The organism is Methylophilus sp. 13, assembly GCF_015354335.1.
In the GTDB taxonomy this organism is placed as follows: domain Bacteria; phylum Pseudomonadota; class Gammaproteobacteria; order Burkholderiales; family Methylophilaceae; genus Methylophilus; species Methylophilus glucosoxydans.
Window position 1 is genome coordinate 129,652 of sequence record NZ_JADKYR010000002.1, and the last position, 23,799, is coordinate 153,450.

General features: G+C 51.1%; 17 protein-coding genes, 1 other RNA gene and 1 pseudogene. 7 read left to right on the forward strand and 12 right to left on the reverse strand.

The window, feature by feature from the left end:
- Positions 1-25: 25 nt before the first annotated feature.
- Together INP77_RS04750 and glgC are read right to left on the reverse strand one after the other, a co-directional pair.
- Positions 26-1,729, reverse strand: a complete 1,704-nt coding sequence (locus INP77_RS04750; protein ID WP_194747710.1) for a glycoside hydrolase family 57 protein — start codon at positions 1,727-1,729, stop codon at positions 26-28.
- 36 nt (positions 1,730-1,765) lie between these two features.
- Positions 1,766-3,088, reverse strand: coding sequence for a glucose-1-phosphate adenylyltransferase (glgC, locus tag INP77_RS04755; RefSeq protein ID WP_194747711.1), 1,323 nt, complete (start codon positions 3,086-3,088; stop codon positions 1,766-1,768).
- 220 nt (positions 3,089-3,308) lie between these two features.
- Between glgC and glgB the strand changes: the two genes are divergently transcribed.
- Entirely contained in the window at positions 3,309-5,525 is a 2,217-nt protein-coding gene (glgB, locus tag INP77_RS04760; RefSeq protein WP_194747713.1) for a 1,4-alpha-glucan branching protein GlgB, read from the forward strand.
- A gap of 126 nt (positions 5,526-5,651) precedes the next feature.
- The gene (gene pgi, locus INP77_RS04765; protein WP_194747715.1) at positions 5,652-7,304 is read left to right on the forward strand and encodes a glucose-6-phosphate isomerase; all 1,653 of its coding nucleotides are present in this window, start codon (positions 5,652-5,654) and stop codon (positions 7,302-7,304) included.
- Between the two features lie 71 nt (positions 7,305-7,375).
- On the opposite strand, the pseudogene INP77_RS04770 reads toward pgi, so the two are convergent.
- The 3 genes and pseudogenes from INP77_RS04770 to INP77_RS04780 form a co-directional block, all read right to left on the reverse strand.
- Positions 7,376-8,016: pseudogene (locus tag INP77_RS04770) on the reverse strand (response regulator).
- A gap of 81 nt (positions 8,017-8,097) precedes the next feature.
- Positions 8,098-9,216 carry an ATP-binding protein gene (locus INP77_RS04775; protein ID WP_275355396.1) on the reverse strand — a complete coding sequence of 373 codons (1,119 nt, stop codon included), beginning with the start codon at positions 9,214-9,216 and terminating at the stop codon, positions 8,098-8,100.
- 118 nt (positions 9,217-9,334) lie between these two features.
- Positions 9,335-11,137: a GGDEF domain-containing protein gene (locus INP77_RS04780; protein WP_194747721.1), complete on the reverse strand. Its 1,803-nt coding sequence runs from the start codon at positions 11,135-11,137 to the stop codon at positions 9,335-9,337.
- Positions 11,138-11,340: 203 nt separating this feature from the next.
- Here INP77_RS04780 and ffs point away from each other — a divergent pair.
- From ffs to INP77_RS04805, 5 genes are all read left to right on the forward strand, one after another.
- Positions 11,341-11,437: signal recognition particle sRNA small type (gene ffs / locus INP77_RS04785), an RNA gene on the forward strand.
- 126 nt (positions 11,438-11,563) lie between these two features.
- Positions 11,564-13,354: a DNA polymerase III subunit gamma/tau gene (gene dnaX / locus INP77_RS04790; RefSeq protein ID WP_194747723.1), complete on the forward strand. Its 1,791-nt coding sequence runs from the start codon at positions 11,564-11,566 to the stop codon at positions 13,352-13,354.
- Between the two features lie 25 nt (positions 13,355-13,379).
- Positions 13,380-13,688, forward strand: a complete 309-nt coding sequence (locus INP77_RS04795; protein ID WP_194747725.1) for a YbaB/EbfC family nucleoid-associated protein — start codon at positions 13,380-13,382, stop codon at positions 13,686-13,688.
- A 43-nt stretch (positions 13,689-13,731) separates the two neighbouring features.
- Entirely contained in the window at positions 13,732-14,331 is a 600-nt protein-coding gene (gene recR, locus INP77_RS04800) for a recombination mediator RecR (RefSeq protein WP_194747727.1), read from the forward strand.
- 216 nt (positions 14,332-14,547) lie between these two features.
- Complete coding sequence (locus INP77_RS04805) at positions 14,548-16,929, forward strand: EAL domain-containing protein (protein ID WP_194747729.1); 2,382 nt, start codon at positions 14,548-14,550, stop codon at positions 16,927-16,929.
- 44 nt (positions 16,930-16,973) lie between these two features.
- Here the strand turns inward: INP77_RS04805 and INP77_RS04810 are convergent, their stop codons facing one another.
- The 7 genes from INP77_RS04810 to INP77_RS04840 all read right to left on the reverse strand — a co-directional run bounded on the left by INP77_RS04810 (position 16,974) and on the right by INP77_RS04840 (position 23,797).
- Positions 16,974-17,618 carry an HAD family hydrolase gene (locus tag INP77_RS04810; protein ID WP_194747731.1) on the reverse strand — a complete coding sequence of 215 codons (645 nt, stop codon included), beginning with the start codon at positions 17,616-17,618 and terminating at the stop codon, positions 16,974-16,976.
- Positions 17,619-17,622: 4 nt separating this feature from the next.
- Positions 17,623-18,321, reverse strand: coding sequence for a bifunctional 2-polyprenyl-6-hydroxyphenol methylase/3-demethylubiquinol 3-O-methyltransferase UbiG (ubiG, locus tag INP77_RS04815; RefSeq protein ID WP_194747732.1), 699 nt, complete (start codon positions 18,319-18,321; stop codon positions 17,623-17,625).
- 19 nt (positions 18,322-18,340) lie between these two features.
- The gene (locus INP77_RS04820; RefSeq protein WP_194747733.1) at positions 18,341-19,678 is read right to left on the reverse strand and encodes a TRZ/ATZ family hydrolase; all 1,338 of its coding nucleotides are present in this window, start codon (positions 19,676-19,678) and stop codon (positions 18,341-18,343) included.
- Between the two features lie 105 nt (positions 19,679-19,783).
- A complete protein-coding gene (locus tag INP77_RS04825) occupies positions 19,784-20,881 on the reverse strand; it encodes an OmpA family protein (RefSeq protein ID WP_194747734.1) in 1,098 nt (365 codons plus the stop codon).
- A 123-nt stretch (positions 20,882-21,004) separates the two neighbouring features.
- Positions 21,005-21,730, reverse strand: a complete 726-nt coding sequence (locus INP77_RS04830; protein ID WP_194747735.1) for a (5-formylfuran-3-yl)methyl phosphate synthase — start codon at positions 21,728-21,730, stop codon at positions 21,005-21,007.
- 7 nt (positions 21,731-21,737) lie between these two features.
- Entirely contained in the window at positions 21,738-22,313 is a 576-nt protein-coding gene (locus tag INP77_RS04835; RefSeq protein ID WP_194747736.1) for a DUF447 domain-containing protein, read from the reverse strand.
- Positions 22,310-23,797 (reverse strand): DUF6513 domain-containing protein, encoded by a 1,488-nt coding sequence (locus INP77_RS04840; protein ID WP_228518733.1) that lies wholly within the window; start codon positions 23,795-23,797, stop codon positions 22,310-22,312. Before INP77_RS04840 ends, INP77_RS04835 begins: the two co-directional genes overlap by 4 nt.
- Positions 23,798-23,799 lie beyond the last annotated feature (2 nt).

Consider the following 23,799-nt stretch of genomic DNA (forward strand, 5'->3'; position numbering starts at 1 on the left):
TTGGCATTCAAATCAGTTGAAAGAATCAGGCATTGCCCCGGCGCATGGTGCCTGCATTTTCGGCATCGCCACCGCCCAGGCTGATGGGTTGTAACAAATGTGCAGGGGCTGTCAGGCCAAGTAATTTGTACAGGTTGCTCAAATTACGGCGATAGAGCTGGTCAAAACTTTTTACGCTTTGGGCGCTGTTGTAATCGCCAAACCACCAGAACCAGTCCGAACCTTCGCACAGGGCCAATTGCTGCTGGCACTTTTGTTTCTGTTCGGCTGAAAGTTGGTGTATCTGTTGATCATAATGCCGCTTGGCTTCGCACAACAGATCCCAGGCACGGTTTTTGGCCGGCTCCCCAATCCAGGTACTAAAGGTGCCATAGACCCAACTCCCGGCGCAAATATCATCCAGCAAGCGTGGCGCTGGCAATGTGTGTTTCTGCTGCAAGGCGAGAATATCGCTAAAAGTCGTCATCTGGATATCCGGATGCTGCGCCAGCGCCTGATAGAGCTCGTGCAAGAAATAATAACCGTTGTATGGATAGTATTCCCAGGCATTCTCGCCATCCAGAATCACGCTAACCACCGGCGTCTCTTCACTGTTGGCCAGGATATGCTCCAGCGACTGAATAAAGTCATGCACCGCTTCACTTGCGTATTGCTTGGAATACTCAAAACCAATTTTGTCAGACAGATGGTCGTCACGGAAAAAGCACACAATATCTTGCTGACCATTGGTGATCTTATAAGGCTGATACAGGTATTGCGATGGCGTGTCGTGCGGCAGCCCAAGTTTACGCAAGCTGTTGGCGAGCACACCCTGGCCAGTGGCTGCCCAGGCCACGCCCTGCTCGGCCAGCAACGATAGTGCAGGATGTGAGACCGCGCCTTCAGCAGGCCACATGCCATTGGCGGGCTGACCAAATATTTTTTCATGATAGCGCTGTGCCGCCTGCACATGAGCAATCGCACGCGGATAACCGTCTGGATAGGTGGCTGACTGCGGCAACGGCGCATCGGGCATGGCGTCACGCGCACTTTCCAAATCAATGAGCAATGGCAAGATGGGATGGTAGTAAGGCGTGGTGGTCATTTCAATGCGGCCTTTTTTCAGCAAGGCCTGATAGCGCGGCAAAATGCCTTGCAAGGTCTCGCTGATCACGTCTAACAGCGCTTGCCTGTCTTCCAGGGTAAACAACACGCCTTTTTGCATCAGGGTTTGCACAGTTTTGTTTTTGCGGCGCAAGCTCTCCCCCGTCCATGCCAGGTGATACCAGACCAGCAAGTCCACTTTATATTGTGCCGAGAGATAATGAAACTGGCCGTTTTGCATGATAGGCGCCACCAGTTCATACAGCTTGAGCAAACGCTGATAATGCGGAAAAGGACTCAACATTTTTTCATGATGTGCCTTGAAACAGCTGTCCACAATCAGGCGACACTCTTCATCCGTGATGTTTTCCAGATTGGGATTTGCCAGCAAACGCAGTAATGGGTCGCGCCACTGTCCGGACCGTGACTGCTCAGCATAATCTTCGAGCTGCTCCACCAGAATAGGTACAAAATTGAACGTTACCCTGGCGTTTGGATTTTGCTCCAGGTGAAAGGCCATATCACTGTAATCCTTGAGCGCATGCAAATACGTCCATGGCAGCACAAACTCGCCTGTCACCAGATCACGGTAATCCGGTTGGTGCATGTGCCAATATAAATTTAAGAGCAATTTTTTATCGGACATCCTTCAACCTCTTTCACTCACTCAATGACTTTTAAACTACTTCACACGGTATAAATCTTGGCCCAGCATGTCGGGTGTGACCAGTACGATGCCTTTTTCAGAGACATGAAAGCGCTTTCTATCGCGCTCCAGATCGACACCGATCTGCATGCCAGCAGGAATCTCGCAGCCGCGGTCTATCACCGCGTTGCGCATGATGACCCCCTCGTTAATTTTGACCTTGGGCAGCACTACAGCGCCATCCAGATCGGAATAATCCGCTACATGCACGCCGGAAAAAAGCACTGAGTTAGACACGCAAGAACCACTGATCAGGCAGCCCCCTGACACCAGCGAGTCTGTCGCCTTGCCCGTACGGCCTTCATCCTTGAATACAAATTTGGCCGGCGGCAGTTGTTCCTGATAAGTCCAGATCGGCCATTCACTGTCATACAGATTGAGCTCTGGAATCACCTTGGTCAGCTCCATATTGGCTTCCCAGTAGGCATCTATGGTTCCCACATCCCGCCAGTAAAAGTTGTTGCCTTGTGCACCGACGCAACTATCGGTAAATCGGTGCGCCTGTACCCGGTATTTTTTGATGATGTAAGGAATAATGTCCTGCCCAAAGTCGTGGTGTGACTTGCGGTCATAAGCATCCCGGATCAATTGTTCGTACAAAAACTTGGCATTGAAGATATAAATACCCATGCTGGCAAAAGCCACCTCGGGATTGTTCGGGCTAGGCTTGGGATGCGCTGGCTTTTCATCAAAGGCGATCACGCGGTCGGTGGCGTCCACCTCCAATACCCCAAACCCTTTGGCGTCTTCGAGCGGCACATTGATGCAGGCAATGGTCATATCGGCATTGCTGCGCGCATGCGTCGCCAGCATTTTGCCGTAGTCCATTTTATAGATATGATCGCCGGCCAGGACCAATATATATTCGCCGCCATTCTCTCGCAGCAAATCAATATTCTGATAGACCGCATCAGCCGTGCCTTTGTACCACTCCTCGCCCAGACGCTGCTGGGCAGGAATAATGTTGACGTATTCGTTAAACTCCCCACGCAAAAAGCCCCAGCCGCGCTGAACATGCTGAATCAGGCTTTGCGCTTTGTATTGGGTCGCCACATTAATGCGGCGGATGCCAGAGTTAATGCAATTAGACAAGGGGAAGTCGATAATGCGGAATTTACCACCAAACTGTACAGCCGGTTTGGCCCGCCAGTCGGTGAGGTTTTTTAACCGGCTGCCACGACCACCCGCCAGGATAATGGCAACGGTATTTTTCGTCAGGTTACTGATAAACCGGTCGGAGGGACGTTCTTGCCGCCGGTTGGCTTTACGACGTTCAACAAACTCTGCTACTTGAGACATGATGCTATTCCTGTTTTTCCTGATCCTGGGAACCAGCCTACAGTCATTATTGTCAGCGTTGCGCGTTTCAGCAGAGACGACACAAGGCTTTGCATCTGCAGGTCTGACATCCACAGTCTGCATGATAATTGGGGTAAAGACAACGAAATTCCGGGGGCGAATGACGTAAATCTTAACTTTTTTTGATAGCATGGAATCTGCTTAACCGGATACCGACAGCATGACTGCCAAAGCTTCTCATCAAATTGCCACCGACAATCATCATTTGCAACGGATTTTAGACGCCACCCATCATAATCCCTTTGAATATTTGGGGTCGCATCAGGATGCGAAAACCAAGCGCTGGCAGGTGCGTGTGTTCATACCAACGGCAGAACAAGTATGGCTCAACAATGGCAAAAATTGGCAGCCCATGCAGCAGGCGCATGCCGAGGGCTTGTTTATTTACGAGTCAGATAATCCGATTTCAACCCCTGCCCCACTGCAAGTTCAGCCCAAGGGGCAAACTAGTCGTTACGAAACCCTGGATGTCTATGGTTTTGACAGCACCGTGTCTGCCGATGACCTGTATCTGTTTGCTGAAGGTCGTTTTTACCAGGCCTACAATACCCTGGGCGCGGTCCCCATGCAGGTGAATGGGGTGGCGGGCGTCCGGTTTGCTGTCTGGGCGCCCAATGCGTCAAGGGTCAGTGTGGTCGGCAACTTTAACCAGTGGGATGGCCGTATCCATGCCATGCGTGTCATTGGTAGCACCGGCGTTTGGGAGTTATTTATTCCCCACCTGAGCGAACATGATCTATATAAATTCGAAATCCGCAACCGCGAGCATGGCTACGTCATGCTCAAGGCCGATCCCTATGGCAGAGCCTTTGAGCCTAGACCCGGCACGGCCAATCGCATCTGCCATAGCGAGTACACCTGGCAAGATGATGGCTGGTTGCAGCAACGCCAGCAGCATGACTGGCTGCATGCACCCTTTAACTGTTATGAAGTGCATTTAGGCAGTTGGCAACGAGACCCAAATGGCCACTTTATGGGCTATCGCGCCATGGCAGAGGCGCTGATTCCACATTTGCTAGAGATGGGCTATACCCATATCGAGCTGTTACCAATTGCCGAACATCCGCTGAATGAATCCTGGGGTTATCAGGTGACGGGCTACTTTGCCCCCACCCAGCGCTATGGCAGCCCGGATGATCTTAAATATTTTATTGACCGCTGTCATGCCGCCAATATCGGTGTCATTCTGGACTGGGTCCCTGGTCACTTCCCCAAAGATGACTGGGCGCTGGCGCGTTTTGATGGCACGGCGCTGTATGAACATGCAGACCCCCGCCTGGGCGAACATATGGACTGGGGCACCTATATCTTCAATTATGGCCGCAATGAAGTCCGCAGCTTTTTACTCAGCAATGCTTATTACTGGTTGCAAGAGTTTCATATCGACGGCTTGCGTGTGGATGCCGTGGCGTCCATGCTTTACCTGGATTACTCGCGTAAAGATGGAGAATGGTTGCCTAATGTCTATGGCGGACGTGAAAACCTGGACGTGATCGAGTTTCTCAAGCAACTGAACGTGATGGTGGGCGAACGCTTCCCCGGCGCATTGACGATAGCCGAGGAATCAACGGCCTGGCCCGCCGTTTCGCGACCAGTCTATGCCGGGGGCCTGGGGTTCAGCATGAAATGGAATATGGGCTGGATGAATGATGTACTGACCTACATGCAACTGGATCCGGTCTACCGCCAATACCACCATAATCGCCTGACCTTTGGTCAGATGTACGCTTATTCCGAGAACTTTGTCCTGCCTTTCTCGCACGACGAAGTGGTCCACGGCAAAAAATCCTTACTCGAAAAAATGCCTGGAGATGATTGGCAAAAATTCGCCAACTTGCGTCTATTGATGACCTTGCAAATGACCATGCCAGGTAAAAAGCTCAACTTTATGGGCAATGAAATTGCCCAGCGCCGTGAGTGGCGCGTCAACCAAAGCCTGGACTGGCATTTGCTTGAAGACACCGCCGCTGAACATGACATGCATCGCGGCATACAGCGCGTTTGCAAGGACCTCAACTGGCTCTATCGCCAACAAAGCGCACTCCATGCCCATGACTTTGATGCACAGGGCTTTCAATGGATAGACTGCGAAGATGCCGCGCAATCAATATTAAGCTACGTCAGACGCGGCAAAGACCATAGTTTTGTTATAATCCTACTTAATTTCACACCGGTACCGCGCCATCAATACCGTTTGGGCGTACCACAATCGGGTTACTATCAGGAATTGTTTAACAGTGACGCCGCTTGTTATGGTGGCAGCAATGTTGGTAATGGTTCCGGCTGTCCTAGTGACCCCGTGCCATGGATGAACCAGCCAGCCTCCATCAGCCTAAACTTGCCGCCACTTGGGGGTGTCATACTTCAGTTACAATAACTGGTTACACTGACTATATGATGTAGCCTGGCAGTAAAGATTTTTGGCCAGACAAGAAAATTCAGAGATTGCCTTGTCTGGCCCCGTAAATTTAATTGACTTGAAAAACGATAGTAACAACACGACATGGCAAAACTAACCACACATCCGAGCTGGCATGCGCTGAACCAGCATCAAATTGAAATGCGCGATGTTCAAATGCGCGATCTGTTTAACCAAAACCCCAAACGCTTCGAAGAATTCAGTTTAACGGTGGACGACATCCTGCTGGACTACTCCAAGCACCGCATCACTAAAGAAACCCTGTCCCAGTTATTCCAGTTAGCGCGCGACTCAAATATTGAGCAATGGCGTAGCCGCATGTTCAGCGGCGAAAAAATCAACATTACCGAAAAGCGTGCAGTGCTGCACACCGCCCTGCGTAACCGCAGCAATACACCGGTGTATGTGGATGGCAAGGATGTGATGCCAGAAGTGAATGCCGTACTGGCGCAAATGCGGGCCTTTACCGAGCAAGTACGCAACGGCCAATGGACAGGATTTACCGGCAAACGGATTACCGATATCGTAAATATCGGTATTGGTGGCTCAGACCTCGGTCCAGTCATGGCATGTGATGCGTTAAAACCCTACGCCAGCCCCAACTTGAAAGCCCACTTTGTTTCCAACATTGATGGCGCGCACTTGATGCGTGTATTGGAAGTCTGCGACCCTGAAACCACCCTGTTCATCGTCGCCTCCAAAACCTTTACCACCCAGGAAACCATGACCAACGCGCACTCAGCGCGCCGCTGGTTCTTGCAAGCAGCTAAACAAGACCAACATGTGGCCAAGCATTTTGTCGCGCTGTCCACCAATGCCGAGGCCGTGCAGGCATTCGGCATAGACACCAACAACATGTTTGCTTTCTGGGACTGGGTCGGTGGTCGTTACTCCCTGTGGTCAGCCATCGGTCTGTCGATTGCGCTCTATGTCGGCATGGACAACTTTGAACAGTTGCTGGCAGGCGGTCACGCCATGGATCAGCACTTCTTGTCGGCGCCACTGGAACAGAACATGCCTGTTATCATGGCCTTGCTGGGGGTCTGGTACAACAATTTCTTCCATGTTGATACGCACGCGATTTTGCCTTATGACCAGGGCATGTCTCGCTTTGCGGCCTATCTGCAACAAGCAGACATGGAAAGTAATGGCAAATTTATTTGCCGTGACGGTAGCCGCGTCAGCTACAAAACGGGCCCGGTCATCTGGGGCGAAGCTGGCACCAACGGCCAGCATGCGTTTTACCAGTTGATTCACCAGGGCACACAAATGGTTCCGGCAGACTTTTTGATGCCAGCCAACAGCCATTACAAAGTGGGTAGCCCAGACGATCAGCACCATAAAATTCTGCTGGCTAACTTCCTGGCACAAACCCAAGCCTTGATGTTGGGCAAAACCCGTGAAGAAGCACGCGCCGAACTGGAAGCACAAGGCATGAGCGGCCAGGCACTGGAAGATCTGCTGCCGCATAAAGTGTTTGAAGGCAACCGCCCAACCACGTCTATCCTGTTTAAACAGCTCACACCCTTTACCTTGGGTAAACTCATTGCGCTTTATGAGCACAAGATTTTTGTGCAAGGCATGATCTGGGACATTAACAGCTATGACCAGTGGGGTGTGGAATATGGTAAGCAGATTGCGAGCCAAATTCTGCCACAGTTGAATACCAACGAGCCGGTAAACAGCTTTGATAGCTCAACCAACGGCTTAATCAATTACGCGAAGAAAATTTCATAGCATATTGATTAATATTAAAAAAGGCCTCGATTGAGGCCTTTTTTTATTGTGCGGTGCTACGTCAAGCGCCCTTAAACCAATTGGTTTTTAATGGCGTAAGGGTGATATCCGCATTATGTTTGAGATGCATTTTTTCGAGCAGCCGCGTCCGGTACATGCTGACCGTTTTCACCGACAGTGCGAGTTTATCTGCAATCTCACTCACTGACTGCCCGGAAGCAATCATGCGCATGACCTGAAACTCGCGATCTGAAAGGGTTTCGTGCAAGGCCACCGCATAATCATTCCCCACCTGCTCGGCCAGAATCTCTGCCACATTGGGGGTAATATACTTTTTGCCTTTGGCCAGCGTGTGTATGGCGGTGAGCAATTCTTCTGACGCCGTATGCTTGCACAGATAGCCAGAAGCGCCGGAACGAATGGAGCGCACGGCATACTGCTCTTCCATGTACATGGAAAGCATCAAGATGTTGAGCGCAGCATTTTCTCGCTTGATGAGCTTTAAGGCTTCTATGCCAGTTTTATCCGGCAACGAAATGTCCAGTAGCATGACATCGGCAGCCACTTCACGTACACATTTAATCGCCTGCGCAACATTCTCCGCCTCACCGACGACATCAATATCCCCACTCGCAAGCAATATTTGCTTGATGCCAGAACGTAAGATGGCATGGTCATCTACGATAATGACTTTTATTTTTTGTATATCCAACCTGATCCCTCTGTTTTGCTGGTTGCACCATGGCTAATCCAGAAACTGCGCTGTTGATTGTAAATCGGATCAGCCATTCTGTCACGACTCTGCGGGCTTGAACGGTGCTTGCACCCGGATACAAGTGCCAGATGCGGCGCTGGAAGATTCAATCTGGCACTCGCCCCCCAGTGCCGCCGCTCTTTCCTGCATACCTCTCAGGCCAAATGCGTTCGATTTGATCTTGTCGGCAGGGGCAATGCCGATGCCATTATCCGTGATGTTCATGAATAACAGCTGATCCTTGAGGCTGAGCTCCACTTCGACCGCATTGGCCTGCGCATATTTGGCGATGTTAGAGAGCGCCTCCTGACAAATCCGGAACAACGCCATGGATTGGTCGGGATCACACTCCAAATCATGACAATTGGTGATAAATTTTGCCGAGATGCCTAATTGCTTTTTGAACTGGCTCACCTGCCACTCCAGCGCATCCACCAGCCCCAGATCGAGAATATTGGGCCGCAAATTGCCAGAAATACGATGTACGGAATCAAACGTCTGGTTGATGATCCCTTGCAATAAATGCGCTTGCTCGAGGTTGACCGGCTCACCGGCCTCAATTTGCTGGATGATGGTCGACAAGCCCAGCTTCATCGCGGTCAGGTTGCCGCCGAGGTCATCATGAATTTCACGCGCAATCGACACGCGCTCCTGCTCTTTGACCTGGTTCAAGTGCGCCGTCAGTGCCTGCAGATCTTGCCTGGCTTGCTCGATCTCCTGTTTTTCATGCTTGCTTTGGCTAATATTGAGCATAATGCCATCCCATTGCACCGCGCCCTGCCCCAAGTCTTGCACGGTAGCCCGGATATTGACCCATTTCATGTCTTGCCAGTCGGCAATCCAGATTTGTCCTTCCCAATCCAGGCGTTTGTGTTGCCGGGCGGATTTTTGCAAGTTTTGCTTGAACAGATGGGCGGAAGGTTGATCCATGGCATCAAACAGGGTGTTGGCATCCTTGAGCAATGCTGCGGCCGGGATACCCAGCAAGGCTTCGCAGCCCTCACTCACATAAGTAAAAACCACTTGAGCATCTGCAGTCATATGCATCTGGAACACGAGTCCAGGAATGCTGGAAACAATGGCGGAGAATCTGCGCTCGCTTTCATGCAAGGCATGTTGGACACTATCAATAGGAAAATGGCTGGCTGGCGTAGACACATGGCACCTCAATCAAGATGCCAGCTAGCATATCATGCCAACCCACGGCTGGATATGACAGTCAGTGATCCCGGATAAAACCGCTGTCGATCAACGAAGCGCTGACCAAGCGCACAAGCTAGGGATTGACGCTGCCAACTAGATCAGTTTCAGTCATCACCCGGTTTTTGCCGCTTTTTTTGGCCAGGTACATGGCCTGATCTGCGCGCAACAAAATGGCACTGACATCGTCCTCTTTCTGGAACAAGGCGACGCCTGCACTAAAGGTGATCAGCAGCTTTTGGTTATTACCCATGAAGTACTCTTTGGTCAGTGATCGCTGCAAGCGCGACATAATGATCACCGCCTCTTGCAAGTCGGTCTTGGGCAGAATGACAACAAACTCTTCGCCCCCCATTCTGGTCACAATATCCGTCGGCCTCACCGCACGTTTTACCACTGAAGCCAGATGTTTGAGCGCAGCATCCCCGGCGGCATGCCCATGCTGGTCATTGAGCGATTTAAAATTATCGATGTCGAGCAAAGCCACACTAAATGACTCACCGCTACGCTGAAAACGCGCAATCTCGGCCTGGAAGGCATCGTCCATACCGCGGCGATTGAGCACGCCGGTGAGTTGGTCAATTCTGACGACCTCACTCAACTGCTGCAACTCCAGTTGCAATTGATCAATACGGTCTTGCGTATCCGTTGCCTTGCGCTGTTGGATAAGCAAGTCATCGCGCGAACGCAGGATGTCGGTCTGCATGACAGAAGTATCGCGCATCAACTGGTTGACCAGCTCATTAATTTTAATCAAATCATCAGTTTGAGAGAGCTCTTTGGCATAGGTCTCGATTTTGCCACTGTAGAGTTCGCTGGCTTCACCCATATATTTGAGCTTATCAATAAAAGTACTGATTAAGGTTTTAAATGAGTTCCTCGCCTCAATCAGACTGTGCTTGACCAGCCCTTGCTTGTAAATGACTTCTTTGAGGCTTTTTTCGGCTTGTTTAAGCTTGGTTCTATCCAGCGGACCGGTAATAATCGACTGCACAGCATAAACCTGACCACTCAGCCAGCTATCTTCAGCCACCAGTTCGCCGATATTTTCCAGTAGCAAATGCAACAAGTCGATAATGTCGCCGCGCACGTCATCTTCTTGCGCGCCCATCACCTCGACCCGCATCAATAACGCTTTGAGTGACTTGGCCAAAGCCTCCCACTCTTTCAGCTTTTTGGCGCGCTCGGCAGATTCCTGCAGGGCCACCGCCTCCGCCTGCAAGTCTGGATACCCTTGCAAACGGGGAATCAAGCCCAGGTAAAGTGTTTGCTTCAATAAGGTCTGCAAAATGGTAAAAGCGCCATGGAACTGCTGTACTTCAGAGGGCAAACCTTGTTCACTGGATATATCCAAGACAGGTTGCGACGTCGAAGCTGTGGACGCGTCAGCCGCATCAGTCAAGGCAATCCCCTCAACCCGGGCTTCAGAAGGCAACCACATATTCGCCATGCCGATCAACTTGTCGGACAGGCTCTCGTCATCACCAAAATTAATGAGCACACGTTCCAGCGTCTCACGCTTTCTGGCAGTATCTATGCCACTGCGCTTGTCGTCCCAGGCTTGCAATAAAACACGAATCGCCTTGGGCCATTTGGTGGAATGACTAAGCTGCTGTTGCATGGCCTCAGTCAGCAATTCCCCCAGCCCTTGCCAGTTATCCTGTTTAAGCACTTTTTCCCAGCGGTTAATCCAGTTGGTTTGCTCCAGCGTGTCGTGGGGCAACTGCTTCAATGCCTTGCGCAACGCACTGGCAGCATCCTCCTTCACCGGTTTACCTGCAATCTCATAGTAAATCTGCATGTAATTGTCCGGTGTCGGTTCGACACGCCTGACAGCCATTTGCTTGATGGTTTCACGTGCAACTTCTGAAGCTGTCATGGATGATCCGTTTGCTGCCATCGTTTTCTGCCAAATCACACTAAAATTAATAGGATGCAAATATTATGCGGGGCGATGATTGGAATTTATTGGTGTATAAGAAGGTAAATAATTGTTTATTTCAGAAGCTTTACCTCTGCAGGTGAAATGAGGCACGGCGAAAATAAGGCGGTAAAAAAACGTTTTTGCGTTACAATAGCGTCCGCGGGCCTCCCCGCATTGTAAGGTAGCCAACCTGGTCAGGTGCGGAAGCAAGCAGCCACAACTATCAAGCAAGTGCCGGGGGTTGGGCTCGCCCCTTCTCTCCAGCCCTTCTGTTTGTCATGCCAGCGTTGATCTTAATGTTATGGTTTGTGGCAAGCATGAGTCGGCAAAATAGGCTAAAGTACAGGTTTGCCTTATTGCTTTTAATCAGTAGAGTGCGCGATGTCTTACCAAGTGTTGGCGCGTAAATGGCGCCCCAAATCTTTTGCCAGTCTGGTGGGCCAGGACCATGTGGTCCAGGCCCTGAGCAATGCTCTGAGCCAACAGCGCCTGCATCATGCTTACCTGTTTACCGGCACCCGTGGCGTTGGCAAGACCACCCTCTCCCGTATTCTGGCAAAATCGCTGAACTGTGCGACCGGCATCACCGCAACGCCTTGCGGCGAGTGCGAAGCATGCCGTGCGATTGATATCGGCCGGTATGTAGATTACGTGGAAATGGATGCGGCCTCTAACCGCGGTATTGCAGACATGGTGAGCTTGCTTGAGCAGGCGATCTACGCGCCGTCCTCCGGCCGCTTCAAGGTCTACATGATAGACGAAGTGCATATGCTGACCAAAGAGGCGTTTAATGCCATGCTGAAAACGCTGGAGGAGCCGCCTGCCCACGTCAAATTCATTCTGGCGACCACAGATCCACAAAAAGTCCCGGTCACCATTTTGTCGCGCTGCCTGCAATTCAACCTGCGCCAAATGGCCAGCAGTACCATTACCGCCCACTTGCAAGACATTCTGGGCCAGGAGCAAATTCCATTTGAGGCGCCCGCATTACAGCTGATAGCGCGTGCGGCCAATGGCAGCATGCGTGATGCGCTCTCACTGACCGACCAGGCAATTGCTTATGGCAACCAGTCCGTCCGCGAAAGCGATGTGCGCAGCATGCTGGGGGCGATTGACCAAAGCTATCTGTATGATTTGTTGCGGGCGTTGATCGCACAAGATGCAGCCAGCCTGCTCAATATCGCACAGCAAATGGAGTCGCGCAGCATCGGCTTTGAAAGTGCCCTGAACGATCTTGCAGCTTTGTTGCATGTGCTAGCTGTCGCGCAATACGCGCCCCAATCAATTGCAGACGATCACCCCGAGCGGCAGAACTTGCTGGAACTTGCCGCAGCCTTGCCCGCAGAAACCCTGCAGCTGTATTATCAGATTGCTATTTTAGGTCACCGCGATATTGGCCTGGCCCCGGATGCTTATGCAGGCTTTACCATGACGCTGTTGCGTATGCTGGCATTTAAAGCCGATGCAACGGCCCCCACACCCGCGCCCCCGTCAAGCACAGAAGGTCATGGCCGTGGCAGCGCTCCGAGTGTTGGCAGCGCGCGCGCCGCCTTGGCGCAAAGTTATCAAGCCAGCAGCGCAACCAACCCTGCAACAGCTGATCATGCGATGCGCAAGCGTGCGGTGGAACAGGCTCCCGAAAGTGCTACTGAACCAGGCGCATCTTTCACCACTGCCCCCCTGGCAGAAATGTCGCAGCCAGCGCTTTCGGCCCCAGCACCGACAGCCGTTGCCAGTGAAGCAGTACATGTTGCAATGCCTGAGACGCAAGAAACAAGCGCTGCATTGGACTGGGATGGCAACTGGCGCGCGCTGGTAGAGAACCATTTGAGCAAATTGGGCCTGGTACGCGCACTGGCACAAAATTGCGAGCTGGTCCAGTTTGAGGACGATGCCATGACATTGCGGATTAGCGAGTCACATAAACACCTGGCCAGTGCCAATTATCTCGAAAAACTCAATGCTGCTTTAAACAGCCATTTTGGCCGCCGCTTGCAACTGATCATCACCACCAGCCAGGAAGCCAATACGCCCGCCAGACAGCTGGCCGTCGAAAAAGCAGAATTACAGGATCAGGCTACACAAGCGATTATGAGTGACCGCTTTGTGCAAGGCCTGATGCAGGAAATGGGCGCAACGATAGTGCCAAATTCCATTAAACCCTTACATTAACCACACGTAACTTCAGGAGCAGACAATGATGAAAGGTGGCATGGGCAATATGATGAAACAGGCCCAAATGATGCAAGCCAATATGCAAAAAGCCCAGGCAGAACTGGCAAACACTGAGGTGGAAGGTATTGCCAGCAATGGCATGGTCAAAGTGACCATGACCTGTAGCAATGATGTGAAACGCGTACAGATTGATGACGCGGCCATGGATGACAAAGAAACACTGGAAGACTTGCTTATGATTGCGTTGAAAGATGCGAAAGCGAAAGCCGAAGCGACCAGTTCAGCGAAAATGAGTGGCCTGATGCCACCAGGCTTCAAGTTGCCGTTCTAGTGCCTGACGCCCACCCATATTATCGTCGACGCGGAGACCAGGCGTGAATCACCCGGCAGTTCTGGATCAGCTGATCAGTGCCCTGCGCTGTCTGCCGGGCGTGGGGCCTAAATCCTCCACGCGGATGGCCTATCACTTGCTGCAACGTGACCGTGAAGGTGCACAAAAGCTGGCAGCCAGTCTACAACAGGCGCTGGATAAGCTGGCGCATTGCGATTATTGCAACAACTTCAGCGAGCATCGCGTATGCAGCGTGTGCCAGGATACCCACAGAGACAAATCCACGCTATGTGTGGTGGAGATGCCGACCGACCTCATGATGCTGGAGAATACGCGTAGCTATCAGGGCCAATATTTTGTATTAATGGGAAAACTCTCGCCCATGGATGGCATTGGGCCCAAAGACATTCACCTGGATAAACTGCTCAAACGTGCACAGGACAGCGCGATAAACGAAGTGATTATTGCCACCAACTTTACCTCCGAGGGTGAAGCCACTGCACACTATATTGGGCAGATGCTCAAATCGCGTGGCATTCGCGTCAGCCGGATTGCGCGTGGGTTGCCGATGGGTGGTGAGATTGAGTATGTGGACAGTGGCACGCTGTCTACCGCGTTGCTGGAAAGAAAAGCCGTCACTTAACTGCAAAGCAATCGTCAAGCAGTCAAGATGACTGCCCGATTTGATGCCCTTTTGCCAAGACCTTAACAAGTTTTTAAGCACACTTGTCTTTTATCTTCGTTTTTTCTCTTCATAAACACTCTGTCCTGTCGTTATACAAATGACGCCCTCCCGGTTTTCAATCAGGCGAGACGTCATTATCGTGAGCTAATAAAAATAAAAGCAAGGTCGTATTCCATGGAATTATTTCTGCATACTTTTGACGCCAATAGTCATACCAACTCTGAAAGTCCGCATTTTTCAGGCATCAACACCGCATCTTTCAGTTATGAGACTGAAGCAGAACTACTGCAGATTTTAGACCGTGTCATTGCCGAGGAACCTGCACATACGCTCAGAGATACCTGGGTGCTGGTGTCACAGGACAAGCAGGCCATGCATCCAATGGAAGCCTTGCAGGCCACCATGCCATTCAATACCTTTTATGCTCGGCATAAATACCCGTGGCTGCTGTCTGAGCTGACGCCACATGTACAAATGCATTATCAACCGATTGTCGACTTTGGCCAGAGCGGCAAAGTCTTTGGCTTTGAAGCCTTATGCAGACTGAAAACACCAGAAGGCAAGTGGCTCAACGGCATGGAGGCTTTCGCCCTTGCCGCCGAGGTTAAACGCAGCCACGAGTTAGACCTAGCCTGCCAACAGTTGGCGCTGATGGGCAAGTCACAATCAATTTCTGTGGACAAGCCCCTCTTTATTAATGTGCTGCCACAAACAATCATGAGTCCAGGGTGGCTCAATTTTATTTTAAACCTCTTGAACCAGCAGCAGATTGATCGACGGGATATCGTCATCGAAATTGTTGAGAGTGAAAAAACCAATCCCGAAGTACTGGCGCGCTACTGCGATGAAATCCGTATGCATGGTCTGCGCATCGCACTGGATGACATGGGTTCCGGTTTTAACGGTTTGCGCATCCTGGCTGAGGTACGGGCTGACTTTATCAAGATAGACCGTGCCATTGTGCATGAAGCACAAGGCAGCCGTGTGAGGACAGTGTTACTTGAGGCGATTATTTCGATGGCGCAACGACTAGGATGCACCATTATCGCTGAAGGGCTGGAGCGCGTAGAGGATATTACCTATTGCCAGGATTTAGGCCTGCATTATGCCCAGGGCCATTATTTTGCCCAGCCACAAAGCACGCCGAGCGACAAGGTTGCGGCACTGCCCGTACGGGATGAAGCCCACCGTTCGCATATTCCTGATGATTTTCATATTGGTGAATATATTAGTCACGGCTTGACAATTGATGTCAGCAGCACGCTGGCTGAAGCCAGACGCTTGTTTAACGCGCATGCCGATATTGCAACGGCGGTGGTGCTGGACGGGCAAAAACCGCTGGGGGTATTGCGGCGGGGCAAAGTATTCTCCAAGAAACCCACAGGCCTGGGCGCTTGTTGCGACCCCTTGCCCAAGGTCATCAACCATAAACTGCCCTCTTCGGTGTTGGCGCGCATTTTTTATCTGGAGCGTGGCAATATCGACATCTGGATCACCGTCAATGACGAAGGCGGCTATGTCGGTATCTTGCAGCCGATGGAAATCATGGCTCAGTTGATCAGCCGCAAAACTGCTACCGGCAATCTTCACCCCTTAAGCCATCTGACGACAGGCCCCACACTCCGGCAAACCCTGGATAACAGCTTGCGTAACAATCCCAATACGCAACTGATCTACATAGATCTGGATCATTTCAAGGCCTATAACGACCGCTACGGTTTTATCCGTGGCGATGCCATGATACGACTCCTCTCCGAAATCATCCGACAGGAGTTTCAGGATAAAGCGGGCGTGATGGTGGGCCATATTGGTGGCGATGACTTTGTGCTGATCTATGATCATAAGGCGCCTACCCTTAATGACACCTTATTGCATATCATTAGCCAGTTTCAGGCCCTGGCCGTGCATCTGTATGACGCGACAGATCTGGAACGAGGATTTTTTACTACTGAAGACGGTAAGGATCACCCGGTCGCCAGTGTCTCGATTGCGGTGGTGAATGGCAAACAAGGCAAGCTCGAAAACAGCGTCATTGCCGCGGAACGCGCAGCGCTGCTTAAAAAGATAGGCAAAGCCAATATCGGCAGCATTGTGGTTGTAGAAGATACGCCGCCACAAACCATCCTGCCGAAAAAAGAATTTTATTCAGACTGGCAGCAAAAAGCACTGTCCGCCTTACAGTCGCTGCTACACACGCAACGCTCGACAGGCGCCCATGATTTGGATAGCTGCTTTGCCGAATTCCCCTTCTTTGAGGTGATCTTTGAGTTGGAGCCAAACGGTGTACAGCGCTATGCCAACTGGATAAATCCCAACATGTATGGAAAAATCAAGGCTGGCGGTGCAGGCATAGACCGGAGCCAACAAGCCTATTATCGTCGCGTGGCAGAAACTCAGGCGCCTTATATTTCAAGCATTTATCTGTCTACCGCAACCGAAGACTTCTGCCTCACGGTCTCTTTGCCAATTTTGGGTGAGGACGGCCAGCTGGCTAGTATTTTAGTCGCAGATATTAATATTGCGGCGATGGCGGTACTCAGCAGCAAGCGCAATTAGCTGAGCGGCAAGCGCAATGATAAATTGGCGCGGAATCTGCTCAGTTATAAATACGCCAGCAAGTCCTGGGGCTGCTGGATACAGCCATCCGCACCCCATGCCTCAGGCCGATCCATGTCTGACAGGTAGCCAAACAAAGCCACCAGCGTTGTCATGCCCGCTGCATTACCGGCCTGCACATCTCGCTCGGCATCGCCAACATACACCACCTGTTCAGGATCAAGCTGCATACGTTCACAGGCCAATAACAGTGTTTGGGGCGCCGGCTTGGGCTGGGGCGCATCATCCCCGCTGATGACCGCACCCGCGCGGCTATCCAGCGCCATGTGTGTAATCATAGGCAAGGTAAACCGGCGTGGCTTATTGGTGACAATGCCCCAGCGGAGCCCCCGCTGCTCAATCTCCTGTAACACCTCTGCCATGCCGTCAAACAATTGTGGCTGACGGGTCATGACTTTGGTGTATAACTCCAGATATTCAGTGCGCATCTGTTCAAACTCAGCATGATCCGGTAACAGACCAAATCCGACTTCCAGCAGCCCTCGAGACCCATGCGAGGCATAGGGGCGAATCGTCGCTTCTGGTAAAAAGGGCAATCCATGCCGTTCACGCTGCAAATTAAGTGCATATGCTAAATCTGGAGCGGTATCTACCAACGTCCCATCCAGATCAAATAATACGGCTTGCATGCGCTCAATCCTCTTTGACCGCATGTAGCATGTAGTTGACGTTGGTATCTGTTGTCAATTTATATTGTTTACTGAAAGGGTCATAAGTGACGCCAGTCTGATGCTGTAACTCCAGTCCAGATTGACGTAACCAGCTCGCTAACTCAGACGGCTTGATAAACTTGCTGTAATCATGTGTGCCTTTGGGAAGCAGATTGAGGACATACTCAGCCCCGACCACCGCCATCAGGTATGCCTTGGCATTGCGATTAAGCGTGGAAAAAAACAATTGCCCCCCCGGCTTGACCAGCGCAGCGCAAGCACGCACCACGCTGGATGGGTCGGGCACATGCTCCAGCATTTCCATGCAGGTCACTACATCAAACTGCTCCGGCATTTCTGCAGCCAACGCTTCCACGGCAATACAGCGATACGAAACCTGGGCAGCCGCTTCAAGCGCATGTAATTGCGCCACCTGCAGCGACTTGTCTGCCATATCAATCCCCATCACGTGTGCACCACGTTGTGCCATGGACTCGCTCAGAATACCGCCGCCACAGCCGACATCGAGCACCTGTTTGCCCTTAAGCAACGCGCGACTGTCAATATAATTTAAACGTATAGGGTTCAGCTGATGCAAAGGTTTGAAGACACCTTGCTGGTCCCACCACTGGTGTGCAAGTTCAGCAAATTTGTTTACTTCTGCAATTTCGACATTGTCCATGATGTTATCCTAAACAAAATTAATGTGCGGGCTGTTGCATCTTGAGCTGCCACTGCAAAGCGATAGACCGTAATGCCTCGGTCTCAATGCCTGCAAATTGTGGTTGGCCATCTGGTAAACGCTGATACCGTAATTGACCATTGACCCAGGTATGCGTGACCTGCTCGCGGCTAGCCACATACACCAGATGCGAAATGGGGTCAAAACAAGGCAAGCTATTCAGCTCATCCAGACGAACCGCTATCAGATCAGCCTGCTTACCGACGCTAATGCTGCCAATCTGTGCTTGCAACCCCAGTGCCGTGGCTCCATTAATGGTTGCCATCTGTAGCGCCTGATAAGCTGGCACAGCCTCTGCCTGTTGCGCTGATACCTTGGCAAGCAAGGCTGCTGTGCGCATTTCCTGCCACAAATCGAGCCGGTTATTACTGGCGGCACCATCAGTGCCTAAACCGATATTGATCCCCGAACGCAACGCAGATGCCACCGGCGCAATCCCACTCGCCAATTTCAGATTAGAACTTGGACAATGCGCGATATGCGCGCCTAAAGTTGCTAGGGTCTCCTGTTCATACTTTTCAAGGTGTACTCCATGCGCCAATACGGTGCTGGGACCAATTACCCCCAGCGCTTGCAAACGCTGCAACGGCCGTACACCAAATTGCTCCTGACTTTGCGCGATTTCCGCCTGGGTTTCATGCAAATGCGTATGAATCCCCAGATTCAACTGTTCGGCAAGTGTGACAACGTCGGTAAAGGTTTGATCACTCACCGTATAGGGGGCATGCGGCGCAAAAGAAAAACTGATAGAGGACTCGGATTTATACTGATCGCGCACTTCTGTGCCCAAGCGGATATATTCACTGGCAGTTGCCGCATAATTACTGGGAAACTCCATAATAGTTAAGCCAATATGTGCGCGTATCCCTGTGCGTTTGGCAGCCTCTATGGTCGCTTGCGGAAAAAAATACATATCGTTAAATGTGGTGATTCCGCCTGCCAGCATTTCCGCACATGCCAGCAAGCTGCCATCCTGTACGAAAGCGGGTGAGACCCATCTCTTTTCTGCTGGCCAGATATGCTCATTCAACCACGGCATCAACGCATAATCATCAGCATACCCCTTTAACAGGCTCATACTGCTATGAGTATGCAAATTGATCAGCCCGGGCATCACGACATGTTGTGAACAATCAACGACGGGCCAGTCAACCGCCCAATCCGGGATATCGGATTTGGGTACAATCGCCTTGATTTTTCCAGCATCCACAAGAATTGCATGCTGCTCCCGCACTTGTGGCCCTTCATCCATAGTAACGAGCCAGCGTGGTTTGATGATAAATTGGGATTCACTCATGCTTGGATTATAACTGAGGCAGGCTGGCAAATTGAAAGTCCACCTGCGTGCAGCAACAAAAAAGCCACGCAATTGCGTGGCTTTTTTAAACTCACAAGTCAGTGCTTATTGGCAACCTTCTTGTTTCGTACCTTCTGCACGGATTTCAACGCGGCGGTTAGGTTGCAGGCAAGAGATCAATTTCTTGCTTACTTTTTTACCTTCGCACTGAACCACTGGCTCAGATTTACCTTTACCTTCAGCAGTGATCAAGCTGCTGTCTACACCTTGAGCAACCAAGTAGTCCGCCACTTGTTTTGCACGGCGCTCAGACAACTTCTGGTTGTAAGCTTCAGAACCGATACGGTCTGTGTGACCAGTGACGATCACAGCTTTGATTTCAGGATTTTCTTTGATCTTGGCAGCAACTGCATCCAGTGTAACGCGGCCTTTTTCTTTCAGGTTAGCCTTGTCAAAACCAAACAACTCTTCAGCAGATACAGTCACAGTCTCATTCACTGGCTTGCAAACAGGTGCTGGTGCCGGAGCTGGTGCTGGTGCCGGAGCTGGTTCAGCCGCAGCAACAGGTGCTGGTGCTGGCTCTGGTGTTGGCTCTTCAACCACTGGTGCTGGTGCACCAAAGCGGAAGATACCACCCAAATTAACCAAGGTGTTGTTGATTGTACCATCGGCATCCACTGTGCCAGCAGCGTTACGCGCATCAGCACGGCTCCACTGGTGACGTACATCTGCCTGAACACCAAATTTGTCGTTAAACAAATATTGAGCACCCAAACCAACGTTTGCCATCCAAGAAGTGTTTGATTTGTCAGTCAAACCAACATTGCTGTAGTCAACGTTGTTGCGTGCTGCGCCAATCCCAGCCAGCAGGAATGGGCGGAATTTTTCGCGGCTAAACATGTACAATGCGTCCAAACCCAAAGTGGTTTGTTTGTACTTGCCACCTGCGCCAGCAATGCCTGTATCTTCATCAGCACGGTTATAACCCAGACGACCTTGAATGTCCCAGTGCTCGCTCAGCTCTTTACCAATGGACAAGAAACCACCACGGGCATTGTCAGCTTCGAGATCACTGTCAGTGTGCATGTAGCTGGCACCTGGAACAACATACCAAGCACCGCGGTACATGTCTTCAGCTTGCGCAGCTTGCGATGCAAAAACAAATGCAGAAGCAATTGCCAAGCCTAAAAAACTTTTTTTCATTCATTGACTCCTTTGTTATTGGGCATTTTCGCCACATCTTTGAAAATACTTACAAACCCAACTATACGCAAACAGTGCAAGAGGCGCAAGCCTAGAGAGCTACAAGCCCAAGTATTTATTGGTTTAGGCGCTCATTTTGCAACAGTTTCCTGACAGCTGCCTGACAACGCTCACAATCGATTCAGCCAACAGGTTTGATTGCCTTAACCCTTTTTCACATAAACCACTACGAAAACCCAAAAAGTCCGCCTCTAACGAACACAATTGCGCCAAATACGCCGGTCTGAGTCCGCCGGCCACCCCGACCATTAACTGCAAGCGTCTGGCCATCTCGGTAAATTTCTGAATATGCAATATAGAAACGCAGTCCAAGACTGAGCTAGACTTGTCTATCGTGTCGACCATAACCCCAACATACCCTTGTGTGGCGAGCTTGTTCAAGCGCAACTCAAGCATAGATGTTTGCAATAAACTATCAGGGCTAAACACCGCAACCATCCGCGTGCCTGTCACAAGCACTTGGCCAATCGCCGCTGTAAACAAAGGATGATCCCAAATGGCTTCCGGCAGCTTGATAATGTCCACGCCAATCTCTAGACGGGATTGGATCAACTCCAGCAATGCAGCCACGGATTCAGCAGTATCGCCCACGGTGGCACTGACCAGAATATCCGTATGGGCATGTTGCTTTTTGTAACCATTCACTGCCTGCATGATGGCAACTGACTGCGACATACTTAATGCAGAGAGCGCACCATGACTGGTGTCTTTCAAATCAATCAAGCTGACTCCAGCGGCCAGTACCAACTGCGCCTCGGCAACCGAATTTACACTGACTAATATGCGCATAGATTCCTTATGCCTGTTGCATGCCTGTTTGCTGTGCCTGGTGGTTGTTAACGCAATCCACCAGCCATTGCCAGGCTTCAAGCTCGTTGGGGCCGGCTGTTTTATCAATCGCAATTTGTAAATACTGCATTTCTTGCGTAATTTTCTCAGCAGGCAACAGATGCAGCCTGCTGACAAGCACGGCCAATTCAACCACTGCCGCCTGGGCACGGTTAAAGCCCATAAATGGCGCATGTGTCTGACTTTCAACCACTTGCATCCATAATTTTGGTCGATTTTCATCCGGCTCAACTGTATCAAGACGCAATACATGATGCGCCAGACAGTCAGTTAGCCGCACGCTGTGGCCATGCTCGACTGGCAAGGTGGAAAACATTTTTTTTCTGGCAATAGCGGCAGCAAAAACACGAACATCATCGGTCAGATTTAAGACGGCCGACCGGGTCTGTAAAATATTCTGCAAGGTAGTTGAGGGCTGGTAAGGCATGATGAGCACGCGCCCTGCCTGCCATTGGATCCCAAACGGCGCAATATGCACCTCACCTTCAGGAGAGCACGTGGTGATGATGGTTTCGTAAATCATTCTTTGTTTTCCGGGCTGGTTGAATTTCCAACGTGCTCTTTCGCTGATGCGTGAACCGTGGCACCACTGGCTTGATCAGGTTTGACCGTTTCCTGACGCTCTTTGATAGACGCCTCACGATGCGCGACTTTAGCTTGCTTGTTTTGGGCGACCGAGGCAACACCCCATTCCAGCATTTCATCCTGCACATAGCGTTTCTTCAGTTGCCAGGCAATTTGCGCGCGGGCCAGCTCTACCCCCAAATAAAACGCATGCGAAGCATCGTCTTGTACCTGCAGTTCTGGATAAAATACATAGGGATCCGTCGCTTGCTGCAGACCATCCCGATTATAGACATGTACACCCGCTTCGCTCACCATGATGCGAAAACTGGGGTCCTTAATTTGCCTGGCCATCTCAGCAATTTCCGCCGCACTGTAAGGAAATGGCTTGCGATCATGCAGGCCAAGCAAGCCGGCATCATAGCCACGGGGCAACCGTTTGTCCTGTTTGGCGCGGTACATGACACGGCGGGCAATATCAGCCTCAGCCACAGCCTCGCAGGCATGCGCGCTGACCGAGGTCGCCAGCACAGCGTTGATATTCAGCTCACTGATCATCCCGAACAGCATGGCGTTAATCCCGGTGGTGTCGGCATCTGTCAATTCGGTCAGATTGCCCACGCCCATCATGATCGCGATATCCGGATATTTTTTGCGTAGCTTGTGATAACGTACAATCGATTCGGTGAAACCAAAATGGATGGGATCCAAAATAGGATCGGCAATAAACGCAAGCTCCCGTTTAAGGCAGTGCTCGATGGCACGTTGCAAGCTGGGCATGCTGCCAGGCTTGGCTGGAATCAACACGGGGGTAGAAGCGACTTCTTCTGCAATCCAGAGACTGTTTTCATGCAGACTTAAGAGGTAATCGGCACCGGCTTTACCAGCTGCCAGCAGATCGTCTTCACGCATGGAATCTACACTTACCTGAAAACCTGCTGACTTGAGCGCACGCACGCTCTCTGTCATATGCGCAAATGCTTTTCCCGGCAGGCAGCCGAGGTCGATGACATCCGCCCCCTGCTGTTTGAAATGCTGCGCTTTGGCGATGATTTGCTCAACCGTCAGATCTGGTGCATCGACGATTTCAGCAAAAATCAGCACACTATGCTGGCTTAAATCGGGCACTTTTCCTTGCTGACCAAAATATTGTGGCAAATCCTTCAAGTCTTTAGGTCCTCGCTCTACAGGCACACCCCACTGCGACTCCAGCAGGCCGAGATCGCCCTGACAGAGACCAGGTAAAATGACTTTATCAATATTCTCGACTTTGGGTAAGCGGCGGGCGATCAGGGGCGGCGTCATCAATGCCGCAACAGACACCCCTATCTGTTTCACTTCATATTCAAACGGAGACTGTTTACTGTCGGCCTGTATCGCTTGTAATACCTGATGCAGACTGTGTTCTGCCAGTTTTCCGGTAAGGAACAGCAGTCGATTCATGG